We start from the raw sequence: 21,501 nt of genomic DNA on the forward strand, positions 1-21,501 counted from the left end.
TTGAAAGGTCTCCGTTAGGTGAAACGAATAGATTTAGTGGGGATAACTTCGACAATCCATTTCGGCGGCTTCGTGGCTCGGCGGAAATGTCCTTGCCCATTCGTCCAATTCCTCAAGGTTGGTGAGGATCGGATTGCCCAGGTACATTAGCTCCGGTTCGCAGGGCTCGAACATAACCACCGCCCCTAGCTTATTTGCTCCGACTGCGTAACCGAATTCCCAGGATGCCGACCTGCCCGAGGGAAGAACCAAAACGCACGCATCGCAAGCGTCTAGGGCTTCCTTGTCAAACGAATAGCCGCGTTGCGCGATTGGATGATTTAATGCCGATCGGTATTGCTTCGGTGTCCAGCTTTTCCACTCAGGATCAATAGCCGACCATCCAAAGCCATGGTTGCCAGGTGCCGGGTTTCGAAAGTCATAGACTTCGTGCGACGCACCACGGAGGAATTTGACAATGTCCTGTTGCAATTGATTTCGCCATGACGACGCAACGTAAATATTCATGCTCAAGTAATCCGAAAAAAAGGGTTAACGAATCGGCGGCGGCCATCCGGCCCACCGAAAACGGACAGTGCTTTTGCCTATGCGTTGGCGTTTCACTTCCAGCACGCCGGATTGTTCCAGGGTCACCAGGTAACGCAACGCGGTTCGCTCGTGGATGATGCCGACCGTTTCGCGGAAGTGCTCGGCGAATTCGCGAACCGTGAACCAATGCCGCGGCATCCCTTCGGCCGCGGATGCCACCAGCAGGCTTTGCTTGAGCGTTCGCAGTCGGTGCGAATCTTGCGACCAATCATCCCAGGTTCGCTCTTTGACGGCCGTACTCATGGCTCGGCTTCTCCCCTTGGAAATTGTTCGCGTATTGCTTCCAGCATCGCCTCGCGTTCGCGTGGCTCGGCCCGTTCAAGCCCTCCTACCCAATTGCGAACCCGGCGGCGTATGCGTTCGCGCTCGCGTTTCTCTTGGCCCACGAATCGGTGGTCGTGAAGCCTGGCCGGCGGAGGGTAGTTCATCCACAACGATTCCGTCCGAGGTCCGCCGCGTGTCATCGCTTGGAATTCGATCTTTCGCCAATCGGCCAGGGCCTCGTCATACATGGGGTTGGCGTAGCTCGAAACCATCACGGGGCAGGGCAGGGCGGTTGCCGTCTTGAGCAGCTCGGCGTGTTGCTCGTCGGTCATTTCGTAGCGGTACAGCTCACGTCCGGACCGTGTCGACTCCGGATAGGGCGGGTCCAGGTAAACGAATGCCCCCGCCTCGTCTTCCGGACCGATCGGCCGTGATGGAATCCGCGGCTTGGGCGGTCCATGGAACACGCGGTCGAGGGCGAAGCGATGGCGAAGCCAGGCCACGCCGTCGGTGTGCAGCAACTCAAACCGACGGCGTAGCGCAAGGCTTCCGACCTGGTCCCCCCAGGCCGTGTCGAGCAGCTCGGCCAGAGCTGCAAGGGTCATCTCGTCTAGGTCGATCAAAACGGAAAGATCGGCCGGCCGCTTGGTGCGTGCGATCGCATCGAACCCGGCACACGCGGCGATATAAACCGAATGCGGCGGTATCTCGTTTATCAGCGTTTGAACTACCCCGGCACCGGCCTTGCCGCCGGGGTACGTGGTTGCGTTCAAAGTTTTACCCTTTGGCCATCACAGAGCACGTTCAAGAAAGGCACGTCGCCGTAGCCAATCACTCGCCAGTCCATCGGATGCGCACCGTAAGCCTTTCCGCACTTCTGGCAGATGCAATCAAAAGCAGCTCGTTGAAAGCCGTGGCTTTCCATGGGGGCTGGCGGGTATTCGGTCATACCGACGTGCTCCATAGTTCGGCGTAGCATCTGGCGTTCGATCGGGCCAAACTCTTGGCGTGCGGCTGGGTCGAGCTGAGTCTCTATTTCGTCGACAAAATCAAAGGGCATTAGAAAAGGTCCTTTTGGTTGGGATCAGGGCGAAGGTTTCGCGGTGGCTTCTTCACTTTGAGACCGAGCTGCACGCGGCATTCGTCCCGCCATATCCGGAGGCAGAAGTACGCCCGAGGACCTGGGAACGCCAAGCGAAGTGCACGCCGCACGCTTCGCATGTCCTCGGTGCCAAGTTTGCCGATAATGTCGCCAATGAGCGGCCGGTAACGGTCTCGCCAGGTTATGCGGGGCATTCGATCGGCTCCACGTACTCGAATTCCAGTCGGGTTACCTGGCCGTCTTTCGCCTTGTCGCCGTGCTTGCGATACATGGCCACGAATTCGGCCGGCGTCATGCTGGGGAAACCCTCGGCGGCAACGTCTTCTGGTGTGATGGCTTCCAGCGGTTCACGCCGCACGCTGATAAAGCGAATAAGCGTGCCATCCTCAAACAGTGGCTGCGGTCGTTCGCCTTGCTTGAAGCCCATCACCTTATCGACGGGCCGTGCCAGGTCACCCGGCTTGGCCTTCAGCCAGCCATCCCGCCGCGTGACAGTCTTCTGCCGCGTTTTGATTTGCTCGGTTGTCATCGCGAAGCTAATGTTTTTCACGGTCGCACGTCCAATGGTGGAAGATTCAAAGCGGCGGGCCGATCGTGAAGCGTGGTGGCCTCGTGAACGTAAACGGTAACGGTGCCGCGGCCTTGGGGGATATAAACCGTAGCCTTCAGCAGCCACAGTCCCGGCTCGGTTGGGCAATCGCAACGCATCACGTAGAGGCTAAGATTGCCCGTGAGTACCAGGTCGCCCCCTGGCCGCTCGATCTTCGAGTGATCGACTACCGAGGCCTCGCTGCGGTGTGGCGATTTGTAGGCCAGGATATAGGCCGGCACCTTAAAGGGTTTCAAAACGGAATCGGGCATCGGGGCACCTTCTAAACTTGGGCCATGTCGGCCAGGCGTTCGCGGAATAAGGCACGGTCGACCAGTTCGCCGAGCCCTTTGTCGTTGGCCGCACGGCGGAAGATTACCTCCGGCGGGTCGGCGTTGGGTTTGTCTTGGCACCACTGGCGAACGTTAGCCAGCATTTCACACGCGCGGCGTTCCTCGCCGGTCGGCTCGGCGATCGGTGGCCAGGCGTCGAGCCGATCGGGTTCAATCTCCGGAGCCGCCCGTAAGAGCCGCCAGCGAAGGCCGCCAGGTGGCCAGAGACCGCCGGCTTGCTCGAATAGGTCGACCACCTGGCACACGTAGTCAGGCGACACGCCGACGACCTGGCAGTGTTTCAGCGGTGGCACCCAATCCGAAACCCACTTACAAACCTTCCCCCTCGCCGTCTTCCAGGTGGTGATGGGAGTCTTAGGTTCTTGGTTTAAGGGAAGTAATAGAGAGCCGCCATTTGCGTAGGCGGTTGCGCGGTCGGTCGCGCTAGCGGTTGCGCGGTCGATTGCGCGGTCGATTGCGCGGGCGGTCGCGCTATCGGTTGCGCGAGCGGTGACCGCTTGTTCACCCTCGGCGATGGCCGCCACGTGTCGCCAATCGATCGACCGAGCCGCGAAGCTGACGCCGCGGCCCGCTTCGCTGTTGGTCGCTTGCTGAATGATGCCGGCTCGGCGAAGCTGTGCTGCAGCTCGCTGAACGCTGCGTGGGCTGATCTCGCTGCCATTAGCAAGCCGCATAGCCTGGTCGGCCGCGATTCGCTCGGCAGTCCACGAGAGCACGCCACCGGTATTCTTGGTGACATGGAACACAAGCCGTGCCAGGCGGTAAGCCGAGCTGCTACGGTGGATGCCGGAAAGATCGAGGGCTTTTTCCAGGCACGCAAGCTGCCGAGCGTGGAGCCGGTCTTTCGCTTGCTGTTCATCGTCGGCCGCCTTCCAAAGCGGTTGAAAGCTTCCTTGCTCCGTCATGCGGCCTCGCCCCCTTGCTCGGCTGTCATCTCGCCGTCTTGGGGTTCCTCGTAAATGGTGATTTCACCGCGTAGCACCTTCGTGTCCTTGTCGGCTTCAATGCCGATACGAACGGTCGCCCCGGTGGTCTTCAGCACCGTGATGGTGCATGGGCCGTCTACCTTGATGGTCTGGCCTTTTTTGCGAGTGAGAACAAGCATTGCAAACGTTCCTTCGATTGCCGCGTAGCTTGCCGAACGAATCGCCGTGCGCTCCCCAGAGGCCCGTTATTCATTCCGGCCGGCGGTGTGCGGTGGGCACCGCGTGTCGCCGATCGGCTGCGCGTTGGTGTGGTTTCCTTAGAAGTCGAATTGAAGCTGGTCGGTTTTGGATCGCCGAGCGCGAACGGGGCCGCGCTTCGGATTCCTGGTTTTCACGGAGCTGGGCGTTTTAAGGCCCACGTTCCATTCGAGGCAGACGTCCTCGGGGTCATCTTCCACGGGCACCATCGAAAGCGAGAGCACCACCGTGCGGGCCTTCTGCAAGTGCGGTCGTGCTTTGCAGTCCTGCACGGCTTCCGTGAGCAGCTCGGCGTAAAGCTCGGCGAGTTCTGGGTCGAGCTGTGCCAAGGTCTCAAGATTTAACGCGGCGGTTTGCATGGGGTATGCCTCCCTTGGGCAACGCGTGTAGCGATTTCAAAACGCGGCGGCCAAGTGCTTCATCGCTGGCGGCCTGCACGGTTCCGGCCTGGTCGAGTGCGGCGATTTGTTCCCAGGTGAACGTTCGCCGCTTGCGTCGACCGGAGCCGCGAAGGGTGATGCCCTTCTCGTGAATTTCGATGATCAAATTACCGACCCGTCGACGAATGGGCCGGTTGAGTTCGACAACGCTTGCCATTAGGCCGCCTTTCGTAGTTCGACAAAGTCGTGCCAGTTGTCCGGAAGCTTGCGATACGCCGTGCCGTTCCAGGCGAGCGTCACGCCGTCGGTTACCTGAACAACGGCGTGTATGGCGTCGAATTGGTCGAATGGGTGTCGGTTGATATAGCCAAGCACCTTAGCACCTGGCAGAAAGTGCCGGCCGTCAATCGACGAAACCGCCAGAGCTTCGACTGGCGGCTTGTCCGGCCTGGTAGCCGCCATCACGGCGCGACGAATGAGGCCGTGTCCGATATCGGCCAGGTTGATAAGCACGCCGTCCAGGTCGACCACGCCGCCACTTACCAGCGAAACCAGGTGGTCTACGTTGAGCGTCCTTCGCATTGCACACATGATCTTGGGTTCCTGAATTAGAAAAGGGAAAGCTGGCCAGCTCGTGCCGGCTTGGTTCGCCGCGGCTTCGGTACCGGGTCGAACGATTCGGAGGCCCACGCGGTAGCCGCCACAATCGGCGGCGGAGTACTCGGCGTGGTCGTGCTTGGTTTGGTCGTGCTTGGTTTGGTCGAGCAAGGGAAACACGGGCCGCCCTTGCTGTTTCGCTGCGTGCCACCGCAGGCAATACAGGCCGACGTCGGGGCCGCGGAATCCAGCGTTGCCGGATCTTCCTGGTCGGCCGATGTCGCTGTTTTCGGTGGCGTCGAAAGCGTCGGCCCTGCAGAGCCTGTTCGCTCCGCCATATGCGCCGGCCAGCACGCCAGGCAGACGGGGCCGTAGCTCGGGGCTTGGCAGCGATCGCACGTTCGGTGTGGTGGGTCGTACCTGGCCATGGCATCAAATGGCCCCCTCGGTCACTTTCCATGCCACCGCCGCGTTGTAGCTTTCGTCACCTGGCCGGCTTTCAACGCGGTACGTGCCGTTGGCTTCGTTTCGCATCGCCGCGGCCATACCATCGAGAAAGCCCTCCAGGTAGCGGCCGAGCTGAACGGCGACTTCCAAAGCTTCGGAGCCCTCGCTACGAATCGTGATAACGCCGGGCGCAAAGCTGTAATCGAATTGCCGCACGTCTCGTTCGGCTTGATGCGATAGAAACTTTTCGGCGGCCCATTGCTCGCATGGCAGCCCGGTTTCGATTTGCTGCACGTTCACGACTTACCCCCTTCCGCAGGCTTCCATTCGATCGCCTGTTTAAGCTTTGAAAGTGCGTTGCAGATGTAGCCGGACAACACGGTCCCTACCGGTGTGGCGTTCATCGCTTCGAGAGATGCGATGGCCTCGCGTGCTGCATCGGTCAGCACTTCGATATGCTTCCGCGATTTGGCGGCAGGCACTAATCGGAAATCCTCGAAAACCTCTTTCGACAAGTCGCGAATGCCGGCCTGCGAATAAAGGTAGTGGTGGCAGCAATCGCCAATTCGAGCCGCGTAAACCTTGTCGCTGGGCTCATTGCCCCAGCTCGTCACGTGAAGCTTGTCGTGCATCGCATCGACGGCGATGATAACCACGGCGTTCTTCGAGAAGTGCAAACCGATCTCTTTAGCGGCCTGCACGGGCACTTCTTGGTAACTCGCGTTCATTGGTTACCCCCTTCCGTCATTCCCCAGGCCACGGCCGCGTTGCTGCTTTCGTCGCCTGGCTTGCCGTTGGCAATTTGAAACCGCAGCTCGGCAACCTCGTCTTCTAGCAATTCGATTCGTTCGCGTGCATCGTTTACGATTGCGGCTTCGTTGAATGCAGCCACGCGGCAAAGCTTATTGACGGTGTCTTTGAGATACATCTTCAACAGCTCCGGAGACTCACCAGGCGAAGACTTCGGCGAGCCATCTAGGGCGGAACACTTGGCAAGTTCGACAACTTGGTCGAGCCGGTCCACTACGTCGTTTACCGCCTCGGCGCGAGTGAGGAAGTAAAACGCCGTGCTAATCTGAGTGGCAGACAGGCGGCTGAATTCGGAACTGGTTACCTGGCCTTGCGTCCACAGGGCAGAAGACCAGAGCCTTACCGTTTCGCCTGGCGGTAGATCCTCATCTCGCAGCCGTGGCTTTGGTTGCCGCCGCTGTACCAGCTTTTGAAGTTTGTCAACTTCGCTTCCGATGGTGTAGTTCACTGGGCGGCCCTCGACTGCTTGAACTGCACGTGGGCCCGCTGTGCTTCCTTCGGCTCGGTGATGTTCCAGATGGAAACGCACCCTCGCACGCCTTCTACGAATGTGACCGGTTCGCCGGAAGGCATCAGGGCCGCCGGCCTGGTAACCGTGGTCTCGGTAACTTCCGAGCCAGGTTTCAGCGTGTGCCAGTACCAGACAACTGAGCCGACGGGGTGCCGCTCGTTGAAGTTTTCCAGAATCTTGGCGTCGTGCTCGGCTTGCTGTTCCGCGGTAAGCAGCGTTCTCCCTTTGCGGGCTCGTTTCGTGTGTTGCATTTGGTCGGTCTCCGTATCCGCGCAGGCGCATGAAAAAACGCCGAGGCCCGCGCGGCAGTCTCGGCGTTTGAATTGGTTCGAGTAGTTGGCGACGGCTAGAACAGCAGCTGCTGTTGGTCGCTGTTGAGGAACGCGGCCGGCTGCGGGAACGCGTTCAACGTTTCGACGAGTCGCCGTTCGCGGTTGGCGTAGTGCTTGCCCGAGACGGTTCGCTCGGCGTGGCCGGTGATGATTTCCCCCATGCCGGGCGCGTGCGTGTCGTGCCAGGTCTCGCACGTTTTGCGAAACAGCTTGATATGTACCGGCGGTCGCTCGCCCGTCTTGAGGTTCTTCTTGCGTTTCACCCCCGATGCCTTCACGATCGCATCCCAGGTCTCGTAGTACGATTCGTTCGAGTACGGGAAGGGAAACACCCGCGCGTTCGGATCGACGCGGCCGGGCGGCATTATCGACCGCAAGTGCCGGGCGGAGGTCTCGTTGAGCGGTAGCACTAGCGGGTCTTCTTTGAACCGCTTTTGCTTTTGCGGCACGTAGAAGAACCACCCGTGCGGATTGATGGCCGAGCCTTCCTCGGCCGGGGTCTCCGGCTCCCAGCAGATTTGCCGCCAGGTGAGCGAGTCGTTCTTGCGTTCGTAGCTGGCCAGCTCTTGCGTGCGTTGGCCGTAGTTGAACTGCAAGACAATAAACGCCCGCCAGTAAACCGCAGGCGAGTAGGGCAGTGGGTAGCCTTCCTGTGTGGCTACGGGCCACTGGGCTTCTTTGCAGGCCAGGTACAACGCCCCAACCTGGTCGTAAGTCAGGTAGGGCTTCTTGGGGGAGGTCGAACATTCCAGCGGCGACAAGTGCGGCGGTGAAGCGTGGGCCTCCCGCTGGCCGGCGATCTTTAGAACCGCATGAAGCGAACCGAGATGCTTGTTGCACGATCGATTCGATTGTGAGATTCCCGAACGGATTAGCCATTTTCGCCAGGCTTCCAGGTCGGTATGGCGAACGTCCGATATTGCTAGGACCGGATAGTGCATCCGGTCCTCGGCTTGCCAATCTTGCCACCTTCGCAGGTGTCGTTCGTACTCGCCGATGGTGTCGGCTGAGCGGTTCCGCTCCTTCAATTGAGGTTTTGCGTACCGCTGGTAGAAGTCGAAGACCGAAAGACAGGCCCCCGTTTGGGTCGGGTCCAGCTCCGGACGGCGAAATTGGATAATGGATGCGTTGGGTTGCTGTATCACAGGTGGCTCCTCTTGCCGGGCCGGGGTCATCCGTTGCCGTCCGCGCATCCCCGCGGCCCGCTCTACCATCCCTGAACTTCGGCAAAATCCCGTTTGCCATAACTCACACCTGAAATGATAGGCCACCGTTAAGCTGGTCTTAACAAATAAGACCGGCAAAAAGCGGGGGCCTCGTTTTCCTTGTGCGGGTTAGCTCGTGGCCAAGAGGCAGCCAGAAGCAAGCCACGAAAAAACCCGCGGGGAAATCCGTCCGCGGGTTTCTTGTTGGGTGGTACAGAAACTCGCGACCGTCGACACTATCCGAGTGCCGGGTCACGAATTTAATGCATGGGTTAAATCAATGCAAGTCTTAGAATCCAAGAATTCTATCGGGGCTTGTGCCAAGCACCTTGCAGATTTGCATTAGCCGCTGAATGTTCGGCCATTGTTCGCCGCGTTCATAGTAAGAAATTTGCACGTGGGCGATGCCTAAAGATTTCGCCAGATCGGCCTGAGTGAGACCTGCCGACTTTCGCGCCTCGCGAATGCGTTCGCCGATTAACTGAGCTTCGTCTGTTGCTAAGGGCACGATCATGCTCCCGATTTTAGTGTGTCTCAGTAGGTGGTCAAGAGTTCACGCGTTGCGGGTTTCTACTGTTCCATGCGGCGCAGTTGCCGAGCTGCTTTGGCCCGCCGCTGGAATTCCTCTTCGATATAAAGCTGGTCGTCGTCGCAGAGTTTCTCCTCGGGAACTTCGACGGTGGTTCCGTCGCGGCGCTCAAGCCGTCGTCCAAGGGCCGCATAACGAAAACGGTGCTCGTGGTGCCCAGTCCGTTCACGTATTGCTGAGTGCCGACAACCTGGCAGAGTCCAAGCGTGATGTACTGACCGTCGACGGCGTTGGCCAGGTTCCAGCCGTGAATCATCACGATCAGGCCATCCGCGCCGAGCTGCACCAAGCCGGTGTTGGCGTCGACGACTTGGATGATTTCCATCGACCCGATTTTGCCGATCTTCCCGACATGCGGGTTTCCCATGCCAAGTTCACCGTCTCGGATCCATTGCTTGATTGCTTCGGTATTGGGATCGAACGGCAGAGAATCTTGTCGGTCATCCTCGGCGGCCTGGTTGGCGGCCGTGGCGTCGTGCTCGAGCTGGCTATCATCGGCCGGGGTGGTTTGGTTGCCTCGATCGACCGCCGTAGAATTTTGCGGCCCTGGCATGCCGGACGACGTTGTCCCAGTGGCGGGCACGCCACCGCAAGCGATGCACAGTGCTAGAAGGGTGAAAAGCATCACCCCCAGGAAAAACCTGGCCATCTGTTGCCCTTGAAAGTCAGCTGCAGAACGAGAATGCAGCAAATTCGCAAAAAAAGAGGGCCAGATAACGCTAACGTGTTATCTGGCCCCGCTTTAAAGCGAGGCCGACGGGGGTCGAACCCGCAACCACCGGATCGACAGTCCGGTACTCTAACCAATTGAGCTACGGCCCCAACTGCTGTTGAGATACGTTAATATAGGCCCATCGCTCTGAAACTCAAGGCCCCCCTGGCGATAATTTGATCGCAATTTCTTTTCACGGGCCGATTTCGCAACAAATGCCAGTTATGTCACTTCTTTTCGACCCGCAGCCAGGGCGTTGGTTCGCGCGAAGCCTGCATTTCCTCGTGAATTCCCGTCAGATCACAGTTTTGTGACCTAGCGTTTGAAAGTGGAACCTTATTTCTCTCGTGTCCAAGTTTCGGAAATCCTGCCATGCGTGACTTCATTTTTCATGTGGTACGTGAGACGGAAGACTTCGTCGTCAACATGGGAACCCTGGAGTGGACGATCGCGTTTGCAGTGGTGGTGGGCTTCGGCATCTTCTGTATGCAAGGCGTCGGAAGCAAAACCCGCGGCTAAACCAGCCGGCAACCTTCGGCACAGAGATAAGTAGTCAATCGATCCCTTTTAGCGTGCGTTAGGAAAGAGCCAGGATGGAAGACTGGATTTTGGGAATTCCGACTCCGGTAGCGATGGCGTTGATCGCCTTGATCGGATACTTCCTCGGGAAACGCAATCACCGACCCGTTTCGGCCGAGCAGGCCTATGCTCGTCGCGAACTGAAACGCGCCAAGGCCATCGTAAAACAACTCGAAGAGATCTCGCGCGAAGTCCGTCGCAACCTGGCTTCCCACCAATCGAGCATCGCTCACTTCAAGGAACGCATCGTCCTGATGAGTTCCCACGAAAACGAAACCGGCGAGTCGTGGCAAACGCTGTGTGAAGAGGCCGAGCGAATGCTCAGCCCCACCATGCGGCTGTCGGCTCAGATTGCCAATGCCTACGATGAAGTACGCCAGCAAGCCAATTTGCTGATGACCTTTACCGAGTCGCGCACCGATCCTTTGACAGGGCTCAGCAATCGCCGCGCACTCGACGACAGCCTGGAAAGCCTGTTTGCGATGAAGGATCGCTACGAGTTGACCTTCTCGCTGTGCATCCTCGACGTCGATCACTTCAAAAAGATCAACGACGAATATGGTCACCTGGAAGGGGACCGTGTTCTGCAGGAAGTGGCCAGCCTGATCGACAATTGCGTTCGCGAGACCGACGTCGTCACGCGTTACGGTGGCGAAGAGTTCGTCATCCTCATGCCGTCGACCGACCTGGCCGGTGGGTTGATCTTTGCCGAACGCGTTCGCGAAGCGGTCGAGCAGCGGCTGAAAGTGACCGTCAGTGGTGGTGTGGCCCAGGCCAGCAATACCGACGAACCCCAAACCTTGTTGGCTCGTGCCGACTCGGCACTCTACCGTGCCAAGTCACGCGGCCGTAATTGCATCTTCTGCCATACCGGCGACTGCGTGCAGGAACACCCTGCCAGCGATTCGTCCGCGGCGACCCTCGCACACGAGAACGCCGAAGAGTTGCTCGAAGAGGTTCGCTCGCTCGAAAAGATGCTCGGTCAACGCGAAAGCGACAAAGCCGCTTCGCACCAGCAAAAACAGGCCGAAACCGTGTAGCCCGCTTGGAACGGGGCTACCAGATGCCTCGTTTGCGATCGAGCCCGTAGGACTCGGCCAGGTCATGATCTTGCTTGGCTTCCTTCTCGTTGCCAAGCTTCTCGTGGGCGAGAGCTCGGTGCGAGTAAAGCACCGAGAGAACCTGCTTGAGCCGATTGTCGATGAACGCGACACCGCTGGGCATGTTTTCGACTTCTTCCGGTTTGAGTTTGGCCAGTAACTCGCTGCGTTGGTCTTCGTAAAACTTGATCGCGGCGTCCAGGTCTTTGACGGCTCCTTTCAGATCGCCGGCGAATACCTTCAGGTAGCCACGCGTGTCGATGTAGGAAGCGTCGTCGCCGTAGTATTCAATCGCCAGTTCGATGTCCTTCATCCCTTCGGCGATTTGCTCTGGCGTGGCGGCTTCGTCGGCGGCGGCCATGGCAATCGAGTAAGCACGCTGGTTGAGAGCCTGGTGCAGGTGGATCGTCTTTTCTTTTTCGGCGATATCAACCAGGCGTTTGGAAAGCAGCATCGCGCCGTCGTGCTGACCCATTCGCGATAGCAGGAACCCGGCCTGCGTGATCACCGCCGGATCGTTTTTACCCAATGCGATCGCTTCTTCGATCTGCTTGCGGGCCTCGGTCGTTTCCTCCTGACGATAATGCATTTCAGCGATATGCAATCGCAGTTCGGCATTTTCGGGGTCCCATGCCAGTGCTTCTTCGGCCAGCAACTTGGCCTGATCGATGTCGTCCTTTTCCATCGCATCGACAGCCGCAGCCCACTTCCACTGGGCCATCGACTTGGGATTGAAAAATGAGTAACCCACGTAAACCACCGAGAGCACGAAGACCGCGATAAGCACACCGACAAAGGGAGGACGCCCCGGTGGTGGCACTTGGGTAGGGCTCGACGAAGGGGCGGGCTGCGAAGGTGTTTCGGTCGAGTTCGACTCAGACATGGGCATCCAAAGGATTTTGCGGAAAGAAAATAGGTATTCGTTTCTTCCTCAACGATTGCTTGCATTCTACCAGAAACATGCCGCTTCCGAGAACAACGGCAGACAGGCAACCACTACGGAATTTGAGCGAGGAAACGGGTGTAAATCGGTATGGGAAATTTTATTGACGGTGGCATGAAGACGATTTAAATTCGCCGGAAACTACCTCATTTTTATCTCCTGGGTCTTCTCGCGATGTTTCTTACTCCTACGACGCTGCGCCGTTTGGCTTTAACACCGCACGTGTTGCGAATTGTGTGGTAGTGACTCCAGCGCGTTGGAAAGAAAGCGAGGACAGGCCAGAAGAGGATGAGGCCGGTTCTTATCTCACTCGCTTTCTCTAAGTCTTCGTTAGAAGGAGATTCTCCATGGCGCTTTTCGAGGTGGAAACAAACGCTCATATCGTCATCACCTGGGCGGATGACGAGAACGAGGCCAAAGGACAGGTCTACGACAACTATCCCGGCGACGACGTGATTCGTATTTCTAAAAGGCCACGAACGTCGTGGGTGATATCTAAAGCCGCTCTTGGTTTAACGACCGGTCCGCTGGATCCTTGTATTGTAGCGCGCGATTGCCTCTCAAAAGCGGAAGGGGATAAAGTCCATGCGATTCGCTTGTACATGCACGAGACCGGCAACGATCTGAACCAGGCTCGTAAGGCCATCGAATCGAATATGGTCATGGGTTGGTAATCGTCTACTGACCTTTCCGGCGGAGTGATTGCATCAAGGCTCTGCTGATTATCGCGCTTCCGGAGGGCGTTTTATTGCCCAAAACGCCCTCGAATCCCTCACTTGAACATCTCGCGTTCGCTCGGCATCTGGGGCCGAGCGAAGATGGTGAAATTCACTATCTGGCCTCAATTTCCTCTCTTGCCGCCGAAAACAGGGAAATTGGCTGATCAATTGGCTCGAAACGGTTCGATGGAATAGGAATCGCTTCTAATTTCTTGGGAGATTGAGCTATGAATCAATCCACACAAAGCTCGGCGGGGAAATGGATTTCCGTGAGCGCCCCGGGGGGGATGGCGCGGCAGGTTTTCGTCGATGTGTTCGACGCGACCGAACATGCCTGGAAACGCGTTGGCACATTCGCCGATCGTACGTCGGCCGAAAAGAAGATGACCAAACTGAAGGTCCAAGGTCTCCTTTCCCGCATCGTTAGTCAAAACTTCTGTCCCACGGGACGCTAGTCCCCGATTCTTGGTGCTGGTCAATATTGGGCGCACGGTAATTCTCGTAGCCCTGCAATACTCGACGCGCGCACAAATCCGATCCCCTCGCCCCGGCGGGGAGAGAGTGAGGGTGTGTTTCGCCAGCAGGCATTCCAATAGAAAACGTCGGACGCAAGTAGCGCAGCCAGTCGCACCAGATACAACGCTAACCCGCGGCCTTTGAGATGAAGATCGCATTTGCTGCGGTCCATTATGGCAACGCCATGTTCGCGCGCAATCTTCTTCTCGCCAGCCCCAAAGGGGCGACCGTTCATAGCCAGGGGTGGAAACCCCTGGAAAGCGATCTCATTAAACACATCTTAAGCCCTGAAAGGGCGGCCGAACCGGTGCGCGCACACTCGGCCGCCCCCTTGGGGCTTAGGACTCGATGTTGGTGGCACGGGTACCAGGGGCTGCCGCCCCTGGCTATGAACGGTCGCTCCGTTGGAGCTGACATGTCACGGCGGACCGCGTTCGTTGGCGTGAGGCGTTTCGTGTTTAAACTCGTCGGTCGGCTCGTCGATCGGCTTGGCAGATGACGCGTGAACCAACTCGCCAGATGAAACGTTGCTCAACGTTTCGGACGACACACCAGACGACTCCCCGGGTGCCACACCCAAGTCTGCTTGGGCGTGCGGAGCGCCGGTTGGCAGTTCATGCGTATCCAATGTCGGGACGTTCGCATTCGCTTCACTTAGCAAACGTGTTGCCGTTAGCGCTGGTTGTCGTGGTTGCGATTTGAAGGGCTGGAGCTCCGGGTTCAACTCGAACAACTCTTGTTCCAGCCGATCCAATTCGGCCTGCTTCGCGCAGATCTCTCCCTGTAATTGCCGGTCCAGCTTCTGCAGGCGGTAGTACGTCCACGCATAGAGCCGCGCCAGCTCGTACGTCCACGCCTCTTCGGGCGGGCGTTTCATGCGTCGTAGTTGCCATTCCCGTTCGCGCGTGTTGTCGTCGCGTTCGCGCGGTGCTCGGTACGCAGGCGGTTTCCGCGGTTTCTTGGCCTGGGGAACGATCCAGGGAGGTCGCATGTCGGGGAACTGATGGGCCGCGACTTCGGGATCAATCGGTTCGACGAGCGGGTCTGCCCGGTACGTTAGCCGGTTGGGGTCTGGCACGTAGACGAACGGTTCCGGCGGCGGTTCTTCCTCTTGCGGAGGTTTGTGATCGCCCCGTTCTTCGGCCTCTTGCCGGGCAATCATTTCTTCCAGGGCCGCGCACGTTCGCCGCGGGTCCCCTTTGGGGGAGACGCGGACCTGGTTGGCCTGCTGGAAGATGGTCATCTCTTCGATCGGTCGATCGGGGATGACCATCAGGACTTCGCCACAGCAGGGGCAGATGATGCGGTTCCCATCGCGCACGGCAACCTGCGGAGTCTGGCTGTGATGGCCAGCTCCGTGTGTTTCAGGTTGGGGGTCGGAATGGGACATTTTTCTTTTGGGTTGAGTGAAAACGGTGTTCGCACGCCCAAGCAGACTTGGGCGTGGTACCCGGGGGATCTGTTTCCCGGTCCTGGATTCGAGGGGGAATCGTAGGGGTTCCCCTAAGATATGTGAACATGCGTATACATGTCAAATGTTTGGGGGAGATTTTTTGGAAGAGTTTTTTGCCGGTCTTATCCGCGTAAGTCTGCGTGATCCGTGGTTGTCTTTCTCTTTGAGAACTTGAGAGCTGGTACTTGGTTTGTCCCTCATGCTGGCCTTCTCTCCGGCGGGGTGAGAGGACGGGAATGGGTGCGCGCATAAAAAAGGGGAGCAAACCAGCATGCTCCCCCTGTGGTTGTTGTTAGGTTGTGCCGCGATCGCCTAGCGAGTGTAGGTCGACGTGGTTGGGTAGCTCGATTCGGTGCTACCGTAGCGGGAAGTGGTTCCGCTGGTGGTCGTGCTGCCGCTGTAGTCGGCGGTGCCGCCTGGGCGGTAGTGCGAATCGGTACCGGCAGCTGAGGTGGCTGAAGCCGTTTGATACGCCGGGCTGCTCATGGCCTGGTAATTATTCGGGTTCGGAGCCGAGGTGCTCGAGTAGCTGCTGGTCGAAGGATACGCGGTGCTCGACTGATAGTTGCTGGTCGACGGGTAGGTCGACTGTGGCGTCGAGGTCGATGGGTAACCGCTGGTCGACGGATAGGCCGTTCCGCTTGGGCTGGTCGTGCTTGGGTAAGCACTTGGGCTTGGTGTGGAAGAACCACCGTAGGTGGAGGTCTGACCGCCGGTGTAGGACGAACCGCTATACGACGAGCCGCCGCTGTACTGCGAGCTTGGTTGTGGCTGCGTGTACGAAGCTGGTGGAGCCGAGTAACCGGCAGGAGCCGTGCCACTGTAGGTGGAAGTGGTGTTGGCATTGGCGGTGTAGGCTGCCGGCGAAGTGCCGTAAGCGCCACCGGTAGCACTTGGATTGTACGCACCGTAGCCCGATTGTGGTGTGGTACCGGCAGTTGGAGCCGATCCCGTTGGCGACGAAGCATAGAAACCGCGTTGTGGCGTCATCGAAGCCTGAGCGGTTTGAGCAGCGTGCTGCTGTTGGTAAGCATAAGGGCTGGCCGAAGGAGCGGCCCCAGCTGGGGTAGCACCGGCCAGATAGTTTGGTGTGACCGACTGACGACCGGCCAACTGCGAAGTGGATGGTACCGGAGTCGAAGTCGAAGAAGGAGCCGCAGCGTACTTCGGAGCTTCCGATGCACCGGCCGATGTCTTGTCGGGAGCACCCCATTTGGCCATGTAGTTATAGCCGGGCATCGACTTGCACCCCGTCGCGGCGACGGAAGTGATAGAAACGGCTACGGCGAACAGTAGCGACCAATGTTTGGTGTGCATTCGCATGGCGTCCTGCCTTCGGATGTGCACGAGCTGGTCTGCGAAAATCCTTTTTCGCGGGTCAACTCATTCGGTTATGTTTCAATTTTGGAGTTCGGTGACGGACCGCATTCCTACGGAACGCGTCGACGTCGATCCCGAATACCCTACCATTAGTTTGAGATCGGAAGTTGCTCAGGCGGCCTTCAACCATTCCGATACGAATTTTCAGAAAACCCAACCCATTTTGACTTGGGTTCCGGAAATTCGGTGGCGGATGGTAGTTGTGCATTGGGGCGGGGTCAATGTCATTCGCCGGAAGAAACAGGTCGCGGAACGAAAAAAGGCCTGATTCCTTACGGGATCAGGCCTTCATTGAATGCGATGCTATCAGCAGCCGTTCCCCCTCAGGGGAGATCGTAGGATCGCTATCCGTCGAGTACGTCGGTAGCCATCCTGCATTGCTGGCCGATGCGATCGGTGCGCTGCCGGGGGCGATTAACCCTTGGCGGCAGCGTAGCGGGAAGCGACTTCGTCCCAGTTGATCACGTTGAAGAACGCGGCGATGTAGTCGGGACGCTTGTTCTGGTAGTTCAGGTAGTAAGCGTGTTCCCAGACATCGAGACCCAGGATTGGGGTCTTGCCTTCCATCAGCGGCGAGTCCTGGTTCGGGGTGCTCATCACTTCGAGCTTACCGCCGGAGACAACCAGCCAGGCCCAACCGGAACCGAAGCGGGTAGCGGCGGCATTGCTGAAGTCGGTCTTGAACTTGTCGAAGCCGCCCAGTTCGCTTTCGATGGCAGCAGCCAGGTCGCCCGATAGCGAGCTTCCGCCTGGCTTCATGATGGTCCAGAACAACGAGTGGTTGGCATGACCACCACCATTGTTGCGGACGGCACCGCGGATGTTTTCTGGAACCGAGTTGATGTCGGTCACGAGGTCCTCAATCGACTTCGCTTCCAGATCGGTACCAGCGATCGCATCGTTCACCTTGGCAATGTAAGCGGCGTGATGCTTGGTGTGATGGATTTCCATCGTGCGGGCGTCGATGTGGGGTTCCAGGGCATCGTAAGCGTACGGCAGCTCGGGAAGTGTGTAAGCCATGGGCTGGGATCCTCAACTTATTTCATTTGGTGTCGTTACGGGCGAAAGCAACGGCCAGATAGTCCGCGCATGGGGAACCGTCTGACTTGCCGACAGAATAACGCATCCCCCACCCGGTGACAATCAGCCGCGGGGCCGGGGGCTTATTCCATTGGTAACGGTAGAAGGGAATAAATCAATCGGGCCTCCCTTTGTTTGTGGGGGAATGGGGAAAGAAGACCGGCGTGGGGAACTTGCAGCCTGGGCAGCACCTAGACTTGCTGAACAAGCGGATATCACGCCATTTTCAAACATATTGCGCGAGAGCCCCCGAATATGGTCGCAACGAACCTGGTCGACTGCACGTTCACCAATCAGCAGTTGGAAGACAAGCCACTGACCGTCCCGCATCACCTGTTGGATACTGGTCTGTTCACCGACGAACAACTTGTCCGCATTCTGGACACTCATCCGCGCGGCTATTTGAATGTCCACACGATGGGGACCGACGAGAAGTCGAACCAGTGGCGCGAAGGGGATGCCTCGAAGCTTTCTGGCGAACAGCTATTGGAAGCCACCAAGGCGGGCCGCCTGTGGCTGAACGTCCGCAACATGGCCCAGCATCATGAAGACTTCCACAAACTGATCAACGAGATCTACAACGAAGTTGAAGCCAAGGCCCCTGGCTTTCACGCGCTCGAGCGTTCGGCCAACCTGCTAATCAGTTCGCCCAGTGCGTTGGTTTATTATCACCTCGACATTCCCTGCAACATGCTGTGGCACTTGCGTGGGGTGAAGCGGGTGTTCGCCTATCCACCGCGCAACGAGCGCTACGTCACGCAGACGAAGGTTGAAGATGTCATCTGCGGCGTCTGCAATGAAGAGCTCGACTACCAGCCAGAGTTCGACGCGGAAGCGATGGTCGTCGATCTGCAACCAGGGCAGATGATTACCTGGCCGCAGAACACGCCGCATCGGGTGAGTAACATCGAAGGGCTAAACGTTTCGCTGACCACCGAGCACCTCACGCCGAAGGCTCGCCGCCGGATCAAGCTGTTCCGCGCGAATCGTTTTCTGCGGCACAAGTTCGGCTATCAAACGCTTTCGCAGAACACCGAAGGGCTCGGCTACCGCGCGAAGGTGGCTGCCTATTCGGTGGTGCGTGCCTGGCAGAAGCTCTTCCCGGAAAAGGCCACCGGTTACCACTACCCGGTGACGTTCGAACTCGACCCGAGCAGCCCGGCCAAGATTCAAGAGTTGGCCAAGTAGTTTTCGCTAGGGCACCCTGTTTGTTATATCTGTTGGGCAAAGTGACTACGCCCCGGTCAGCTCTCGGTTGATCTCGTCGACCTGCTGGTTGATCGTCAGGCAGTCGTAGATCCAGCCGATTCCAAATACGCCGGCCGTCAGTAGCCAGATGATGCCGCTGATCCATTTGCCCATGTAAAACCGGTTGATGCCCAGGTAACCGAGAAAGACCGTCAGTAGCCAGGCGACGGTGTAATCGATGGGACCTGCTTTGAAACGCCGGTTGCATTCGGCATCCATCGAGGGGATCAGAAACAGGTCGACGATCCAGCCGATAAATAGCAGGCCCAGCGTCAGCAGCCAGATCACACCAGTCACGGGCTTGCCGTAGTAGAAGCGATGGGCACCGAACACGCCGAACGCCCAGGCAATGTAACCGACGACGATCGAGTGGGTGTTGTTGTTCTCCGTCATTCCTCAGAAAACCCTTTCAGGTCATAATTCAGGGGTGGTGTGTCGTTGTTCTAATAGTATGATTCGCCGCGGCAGAAGGAAAATTGGCGAGTCCTCAGGAGTAAGTTTTGAAAACCAAGCGAATCGACGTCTTCCTGCTGCCAGCACTGCTGGGGGAAACGGATCTTTCCGGGGGCGTGGCCGTCGTCATCGACGTTCTGCGGGCGACCACCACCATTACCCATGCCATTGCCCATGGGGCCGATTGTGTCATCCCTTTGTTAAGTGTCGATGAGACGAAAGAGCAGGGGGCCAAAAATCCTTCCGCGTTACTGGGAGGCGAACGGGGTGGCCAGAAGATCGACGGCTTCGACCTGGGGAACTCTCCGGCAGAGTACCCTGCCAGCGTGGTCGGCGGCAAGAAAATTTTGTTCACCACCACCAACGGCACCAAGGCCATGCAGGCCTGCCGCGCGGCCAGCGAGATCTATATCGCCGCGTTCGTGAACCTGACCGCCGTCTGCAATCAGTTGGCCGATCATCCGCACATCACCGTTGTGTGCGCCGGCACCGAAGGGGAGATTACCCGCGAAGACGTTCTGCTGGCCGGAGCAATTGTCGATCAGCTTGCCACCGACGCGGCCGAGCCGCTGCAGCTGAACGACCAGGCCCAGATCGCCGCCGATGCCTGGCTGGAAGCCAAGCACGACCTGACCACCGTCAGCCTGGCCGACCGCCTGAAACAAAGCCGCGGCGGCCGCAACGTGCTGCGACTAGGCCAGGAAAACGACATAGAGATCGCCGCCACGCTCGACAAGTTCACGGTTGTACCGAAGCTGGACACGCAGCACTGGGAAATTCGCGATTCTCGGAATCTGGCCCCGTAAAGCCACATTCCGGCCCATTTATCGGCAGAAGTAGCCATAAGCCCCAGCCGAAGGGCCGTATCAGGCCTTGTTTCCCGCGGCGAGAGTTGGCATATTGGTAGTTTCCCTTGAAGGCCTCAGCCACCGCTAGTGTGAACCGAAGCCAAGTGAGCGTGTCTCAAGAGGCACCCTCCCAGGGACAAAACTCGGGGTATAGCGCAGCCTGGTTAGCGCGTTTGACTGGGGGTCAAAAGGTCGCAGGTTCGAATCCTGTTACCCCGACTTTTTCTAAACCACGTAACTGTCGATTCTAGCGGCAGTTACGTGCCGGCGGTGAAGAAGGCCGCTTTCTCTGAATGCCGCAGTGTCACAAATTCCGTCACACGGGTCAACAAAGCTTGGCTTTAATGCTTGTCAAGAAACCAATTGCGTTTCAGATAGGCGGAGTTTCAGGAGTTGGGTAACTTACCTGCATAGTCGTACCATAAAATAAGGGCACTCGGAGTGTGTTTGTGAGCTCCCCTAGAGGTGAGGTACCGCATGAGTCACGCGGAATATTTCTGTGTAAGCAAGCTTACGTGGAAATACTCGGTCCAAGAATGAATTCTCGGGCCAACGCCTTCAACTCTGACACTGAGATATTGAATGACTGTTCCATACGTCGCATACGTGACGCTCAAAGACGAATCTCTGCTCGACGCTGATTCATTTCCAGGAAGCCTTCCGTTCACCCGGAACCTACATCTGGAATTTGACGGGCCCGTCACTTTTTTTGTGGGCGAAAATGGTTCTGGAAAATCTACGTTGCTTGAGGCCATGGCCGTATTGGCTTGCCTGCCAATTTCCGGTGGCAGCATGAATGAATCTGGTGCCAATCACGCTTTCGCCGAACGCAGTCAACTTGCTAATTCGATCCGGCTTGCATTCATCAAACAACCGAAAGACCGATATTTCTTTCGCGCGGAGACCCAGGCGCACTTCGCATCCCTCCTTGATCAACGACGAAATGATCCAAATTTTTATGGTAACCCGTATATGTGCTATGGCGGTCGGTCGCTGCACGAAATGTCTCACGGCGAAGCGTTCCTATCCGTAATGCAGAATCGATTTGACCACGGCCTTTTCTTGATGGACGAACCAGAGTCCGCACTTTCTCCGCAGCGGCAGTTGACCCTTCTCGCATTGATGCACAGCTTGGTAAGAACCGGGAAATCACAGTTCTTCGTTGCAACGCACTCGCCAATCTTGCTCACATTTCCTGGCGCAACGATCATTTCATTTGACGATGGACGACTTGAACGGATTGCCCTCGAAGATACAACTCACTTTCAAATTACCCGAGATTTGCTCACCAATCCGGAAATGTATTGGCGTCATCTTGCTGCATCGGATTCCGAGTACTAGATGGGCGGCGAAAACGTGATATTTAACGTTCGGTGTAAAAACGGGTAGGTCCCTTCCCAATCGTTCAAAAGCTTGACGTGGCACGTCCGAAACCCGCAATGAGTTGGTGCTTTTCCGCGTTCAACATCCCCGGCAGGTGTGAGGGGACGCCGAACGCGGAAAAGCACCAACCAGCAAG

General features: G+C 57.8%; 31 protein-coding genes and 2 tRNA genes. 8 read left to right on the forward strand and 25 right to left on the reverse strand.

What is annotated here, in order from left to right; genetic code table 11:
* Positions 1-33: 33 nt before the first annotated feature.
* The 20 genes from C5Y96_RS05770 to C5Y96_RS05865 form a co-directional block, all read right to left on the reverse strand.
* Positions 34-507: a hypothetical protein gene (locus C5Y96_RS05770; protein WP_199188632.1), complete on the reverse strand. Its 474-nt coding sequence runs from the start codon at positions 505-507 to the stop codon at positions 34-36.
* Positions 508-531: 24 nt separating this feature from the next.
* Positions 532-831: a hypothetical protein gene (locus C5Y96_RS05775; RefSeq protein ID WP_105350789.1), complete on the reverse strand. Its 300-nt coding sequence runs from the start codon at positions 829-831 to the stop codon at positions 532-534.
* On the reverse strand, positions 828-1,625 hold the full coding sequence (locus C5Y96_RS05780) for a DNA adenine methylase (RefSeq protein ID WP_105350790.1): 798 nt from the start codon (positions 1,623-1,625) through the stop codon (positions 828-830). The genes C5Y96_RS05775 and C5Y96_RS05780 overlap by 4 nt, the downstream gene beginning before the upstream one ends.
* Positions 1,622-1,912, reverse strand: coding sequence for a hypothetical protein (locus tag C5Y96_RS05785; RefSeq protein WP_105350791.1), 291 nt, complete (start codon positions 1,910-1,912; stop codon positions 1,622-1,624). The genes C5Y96_RS05780 and C5Y96_RS05785 overlap by 4 nt, the downstream gene beginning before the upstream one ends.
* Complete coding sequence (locus C5Y96_RS05790) at positions 1,912-2,148, reverse strand: hypothetical protein (protein WP_105350792.1); 237 nt, start codon at positions 2,146-2,148, stop codon at positions 1,912-1,914. Before C5Y96_RS05790 ends, C5Y96_RS05785 begins: the two co-directional genes overlap by 1 nt.
* The gene (locus tag C5Y96_RS05795) at positions 2,136-2,504 is read right to left on the reverse strand and encodes a hypothetical protein (RefSeq protein WP_105350794.1); all 369 of its coding nucleotides are present in this window, start codon (positions 2,502-2,504) and stop codon (positions 2,136-2,138) included. Before C5Y96_RS05795 ends, C5Y96_RS05790 begins: the two co-directional genes overlap by 13 nt.
* The gene (locus tag C5Y96_RS05800; RefSeq protein WP_105350796.1) at positions 2,501-2,815 is read right to left on the reverse strand and encodes a hypothetical protein; all 315 of its coding nucleotides are present in this window, start codon (positions 2,813-2,815) and stop codon (positions 2,501-2,503) included. Before C5Y96_RS05800 ends, C5Y96_RS05795 begins: the two co-directional genes overlap by 4 nt.
* Before the next feature lie 11 nt (positions 2,816-2,826).
* Positions 2,827-3,801 carry a hypothetical protein gene (locus C5Y96_RS05805; protein ID WP_105350799.1) on the reverse strand — a complete coding sequence of 325 codons (975 nt, stop codon included), beginning with the start codon at positions 3,799-3,801 and terminating at the stop codon, positions 2,827-2,829.
* Positions 3,798-4,001 (reverse strand): carbon storage regulator, encoded by a 204-nt coding sequence (locus C5Y96_RS05810; RefSeq protein WP_105350801.1) that lies wholly within the window; start codon positions 3,999-4,001, stop codon positions 3,798-3,800. The genes C5Y96_RS05805 and C5Y96_RS05810 overlap by 4 nt, the downstream gene beginning before the upstream one ends.
* 138 nt (positions 4,002-4,139) lie before the next feature.
* Positions 4,140-4,439 (reverse strand): hypothetical protein, encoded by a 300-nt coding sequence (locus tag C5Y96_RS05815; RefSeq protein WP_105350804.1) that lies wholly within the window; start codon positions 4,437-4,439, stop codon positions 4,140-4,142.
* Positions 4,414-4,677, reverse strand: coding sequence for a hypothetical protein (locus tag C5Y96_RS05820; protein ID WP_105350806.1), 264 nt, complete (start codon positions 4,675-4,677; stop codon positions 4,414-4,416). The genes C5Y96_RS05815 and C5Y96_RS05820 overlap by 26 nt, the downstream gene beginning before the upstream one ends.
* On the reverse strand, positions 4,677-5,456 hold the full coding sequence (locus tag C5Y96_RS05825) for a hypothetical protein (RefSeq protein WP_105350809.1): 780 nt from the start codon (positions 5,454-5,456) through the stop codon (positions 4,677-4,679). Before C5Y96_RS05825 ends, C5Y96_RS05820 begins: the two co-directional genes overlap by 1 nt.
* 33 nt (positions 5,457-5,489) lie before the next feature.
* A complete protein-coding gene (locus tag C5Y96_RS05830) occupies positions 5,490-5,804 on the reverse strand; it encodes a hypothetical protein (RefSeq protein ID WP_105350812.1) in 315 nt (104 codons plus the stop codon).
* Positions 5,801-6,232 (reverse strand): hypothetical protein, encoded by a 432-nt coding sequence (locus C5Y96_RS05835; protein WP_105350815.1) that lies wholly within the window; start codon positions 6,230-6,232, stop codon positions 5,801-5,803. The genes C5Y96_RS05830 and C5Y96_RS05835 overlap by 4 nt, the downstream gene beginning before the upstream one ends.
* Positions 6,229-6,762, reverse strand: a complete 534-nt coding sequence (locus C5Y96_RS05840) for a hypothetical protein (RefSeq protein WP_105350817.1) — start codon at positions 6,760-6,762, stop codon at positions 6,229-6,231. Before C5Y96_RS05840 ends, C5Y96_RS05835 begins: the two co-directional genes overlap by 4 nt.
* Positions 6,759-7,076, reverse strand: coding sequence for a hypothetical protein (locus C5Y96_RS05845; RefSeq protein ID WP_105350820.1), 318 nt, complete (start codon positions 7,074-7,076; stop codon positions 6,759-6,761). The genes C5Y96_RS05840 and C5Y96_RS05845 overlap by 4 nt, the downstream gene beginning before the upstream one ends.
* Positions 7,077-7,171: 95 nt before the next feature.
* On the reverse strand, positions 7,172-8,302 hold the full coding sequence (locus tag C5Y96_RS05850; protein ID WP_158261108.1) for a site-specific integrase: 1,131 nt from the start codon (positions 8,300-8,302) through the stop codon (positions 7,172-7,174).
* A gap of 349 nt (positions 8,303-8,651) precedes the next feature.
* Positions 8,652-8,870, reverse strand: a complete 219-nt coding sequence (locus tag C5Y96_RS05855; RefSeq protein ID WP_158261109.1) for a helix-turn-helix domain-containing protein — start codon at positions 8,868-8,870, stop codon at positions 8,652-8,654.
* Between the two features lie 37 nt (positions 8,871-8,907).
* Positions 8,908-9,600, reverse strand: a complete 693-nt coding sequence (locus tag C5Y96_RS05860; RefSeq protein ID WP_146115530.1) for a hypothetical protein — start codon at positions 9,598-9,600, stop codon at positions 8,908-8,910.
* Between the two features lie 99 nt (positions 9,601-9,699).
* Positions 9,700-9,773, reverse strand: a tRNA-Asp gene (locus tag C5Y96_RS05865).
* Positions 9,774-10,035: 262 nt separating this feature from the next.
* On the opposite strand from C5Y96_RS05865, the gene C5Y96_RS27255 reads away from it, so the two are divergent.
* A complete protein-coding gene (locus C5Y96_RS27255; RefSeq protein WP_158261110.1) occupies positions 10,036-10,182 on the forward strand; it encodes a hypothetical protein in 147 nt (48 codons plus the stop codon).
* 74 nt (positions 10,183-10,256) lie between these two features.
* A complete protein-coding gene (locus C5Y96_RS05870; protein WP_105350824.1) occupies positions 10,257-11,282 on the forward strand; it encodes a GGDEF domain-containing protein in 1,026 nt (341 codons plus the stop codon).
* Positions 11,283-11,298: 16 nt separating this feature from the next.
* Here the strand turns inward: C5Y96_RS05870 and C5Y96_RS05875 are convergent, their stop codons facing one another.
* Complete coding sequence (locus tag C5Y96_RS05875; protein ID WP_158261111.1) at positions 11,299-12,225, reverse strand: tetratricopeptide repeat protein; 927 nt, start codon at positions 12,223-12,225, stop codon at positions 11,299-11,301.
* A gap of 407 nt (positions 12,226-12,632) precedes the next feature.
* Between C5Y96_RS05875 and C5Y96_RS05880 the strand changes: the two genes are divergently transcribed.
* Together C5Y96_RS05880 and C5Y96_RS27020 are read left to right on the forward strand one after the other, a co-directional pair.
* Positions 12,633-12,959: a DUF6793 family protein gene (locus tag C5Y96_RS05880; RefSeq protein ID WP_105350828.1), complete on the forward strand. Its 327-nt coding sequence runs from the start codon at positions 12,633-12,635 to the stop codon at positions 12,957-12,959.
* Positions 12,960-13,231: 272 nt separating this feature from the next.
* The gene (locus C5Y96_RS27020) at positions 13,232-13,459 is read left to right on the forward strand and encodes a hypothetical protein (protein ID WP_146115531.1); all 228 of its coding nucleotides are present in this window, start codon (positions 13,232-13,234) and stop codon (positions 13,457-13,459) included.
* Positions 13,460-13,938: 479 nt separating this feature from the next.
* Here the strand turns inward: C5Y96_RS27020 and C5Y96_RS05885 are convergent, their stop codons facing one another.
* The 3 genes from C5Y96_RS05885 to C5Y96_RS05900 all read right to left on the reverse strand — a co-directional run bounded on the left by C5Y96_RS05885 (position 13,939) and on the right by C5Y96_RS05900 (position 17,373).
* Positions 13,939-14,910 carry a hypothetical protein gene (locus C5Y96_RS05885; protein ID WP_105350830.1) on the reverse strand — a complete coding sequence of 324 codons (972 nt, stop codon included), beginning with the start codon at positions 14,908-14,910 and terminating at the stop codon, positions 13,939-13,941.
* A 375-nt stretch (positions 14,911-15,285) separates the two neighbouring features.
* Positions 15,286-16,290, reverse strand: a complete 1,005-nt coding sequence (locus tag C5Y96_RS05890) for a hypothetical protein (RefSeq protein ID WP_146115532.1) — start codon at positions 16,288-16,290, stop codon at positions 15,286-15,288.
* Positions 16,291-16,767: 477 nt separating this feature from the next.
* Complete coding sequence (locus tag C5Y96_RS05900) at positions 16,768-17,373, reverse strand: superoxide dismutase (RefSeq protein WP_105350837.1); 606 nt, start codon at positions 17,371-17,373, stop codon at positions 16,768-16,770.
* Positions 17,374-17,688: 315 nt separating this feature from the next.
* Between C5Y96_RS05900 and C5Y96_RS05905 the strand changes: the two genes are divergently transcribed.
* A complete protein-coding gene (locus tag C5Y96_RS05905; protein WP_105350840.1) occupies positions 17,689-18,621 on the forward strand; it encodes a cupin-like domain-containing protein in 933 nt (310 codons plus the stop codon).
* A gap of 45 nt (positions 18,622-18,666) precedes the next feature.
* Here the strand turns inward: C5Y96_RS05905 and C5Y96_RS05910 are convergent, their stop codons facing one another.
* Positions 18,667-19,074 (reverse strand): NINE protein, encoded by a 408-nt coding sequence (locus C5Y96_RS05910; protein ID WP_105350842.1) that lies wholly within the window; start codon positions 19,072-19,074, stop codon positions 18,667-18,669.
* 107 nt (positions 19,075-19,181) lie between these two features.
* Here C5Y96_RS05910 and C5Y96_RS05915 point away from each other — a divergent pair, with 107 nt between their 5' ends.
* The 3 genes from C5Y96_RS05915 to C5Y96_RS05925 all read left to right on the forward strand — a co-directional run bounded on the left by C5Y96_RS05915 (position 19,182) and on the right by C5Y96_RS05925 (position 21,323).
* Complete coding sequence (locus C5Y96_RS05915; RefSeq protein ID WP_233198798.1) at positions 19,182-19,940, forward strand: 2-phosphosulfolactate phosphatase; 759 nt, start codon at positions 19,182-19,184, stop codon at positions 19,938-19,940.
* A 186-nt stretch (positions 19,941-20,126) separates the two neighbouring features.
* Positions 20,127-20,201 (forward strand) — tRNA-Pro (locus C5Y96_RS05920).
* 363 nt (positions 20,202-20,564) lie between these two features.
* Positions 20,565-21,323: an AAA family ATPase gene (locus tag C5Y96_RS05925; protein ID WP_105350845.1), complete on the forward strand. Its 759-nt coding sequence runs from the start codon at positions 20,565-20,567 to the stop codon at positions 21,321-21,323.
* Positions 21,324-21,501 lie beyond the last annotated feature (178 nt).

Source organism: Blastopirellula marina (genome assembly GCF_002967715.1).
In the GTDB taxonomy this organism is placed as follows: Bacteria; Planctomycetota; Planctomycetia; order Pirellulales; family Pirellulaceae; genus Bremerella; species Bremerella marina_B.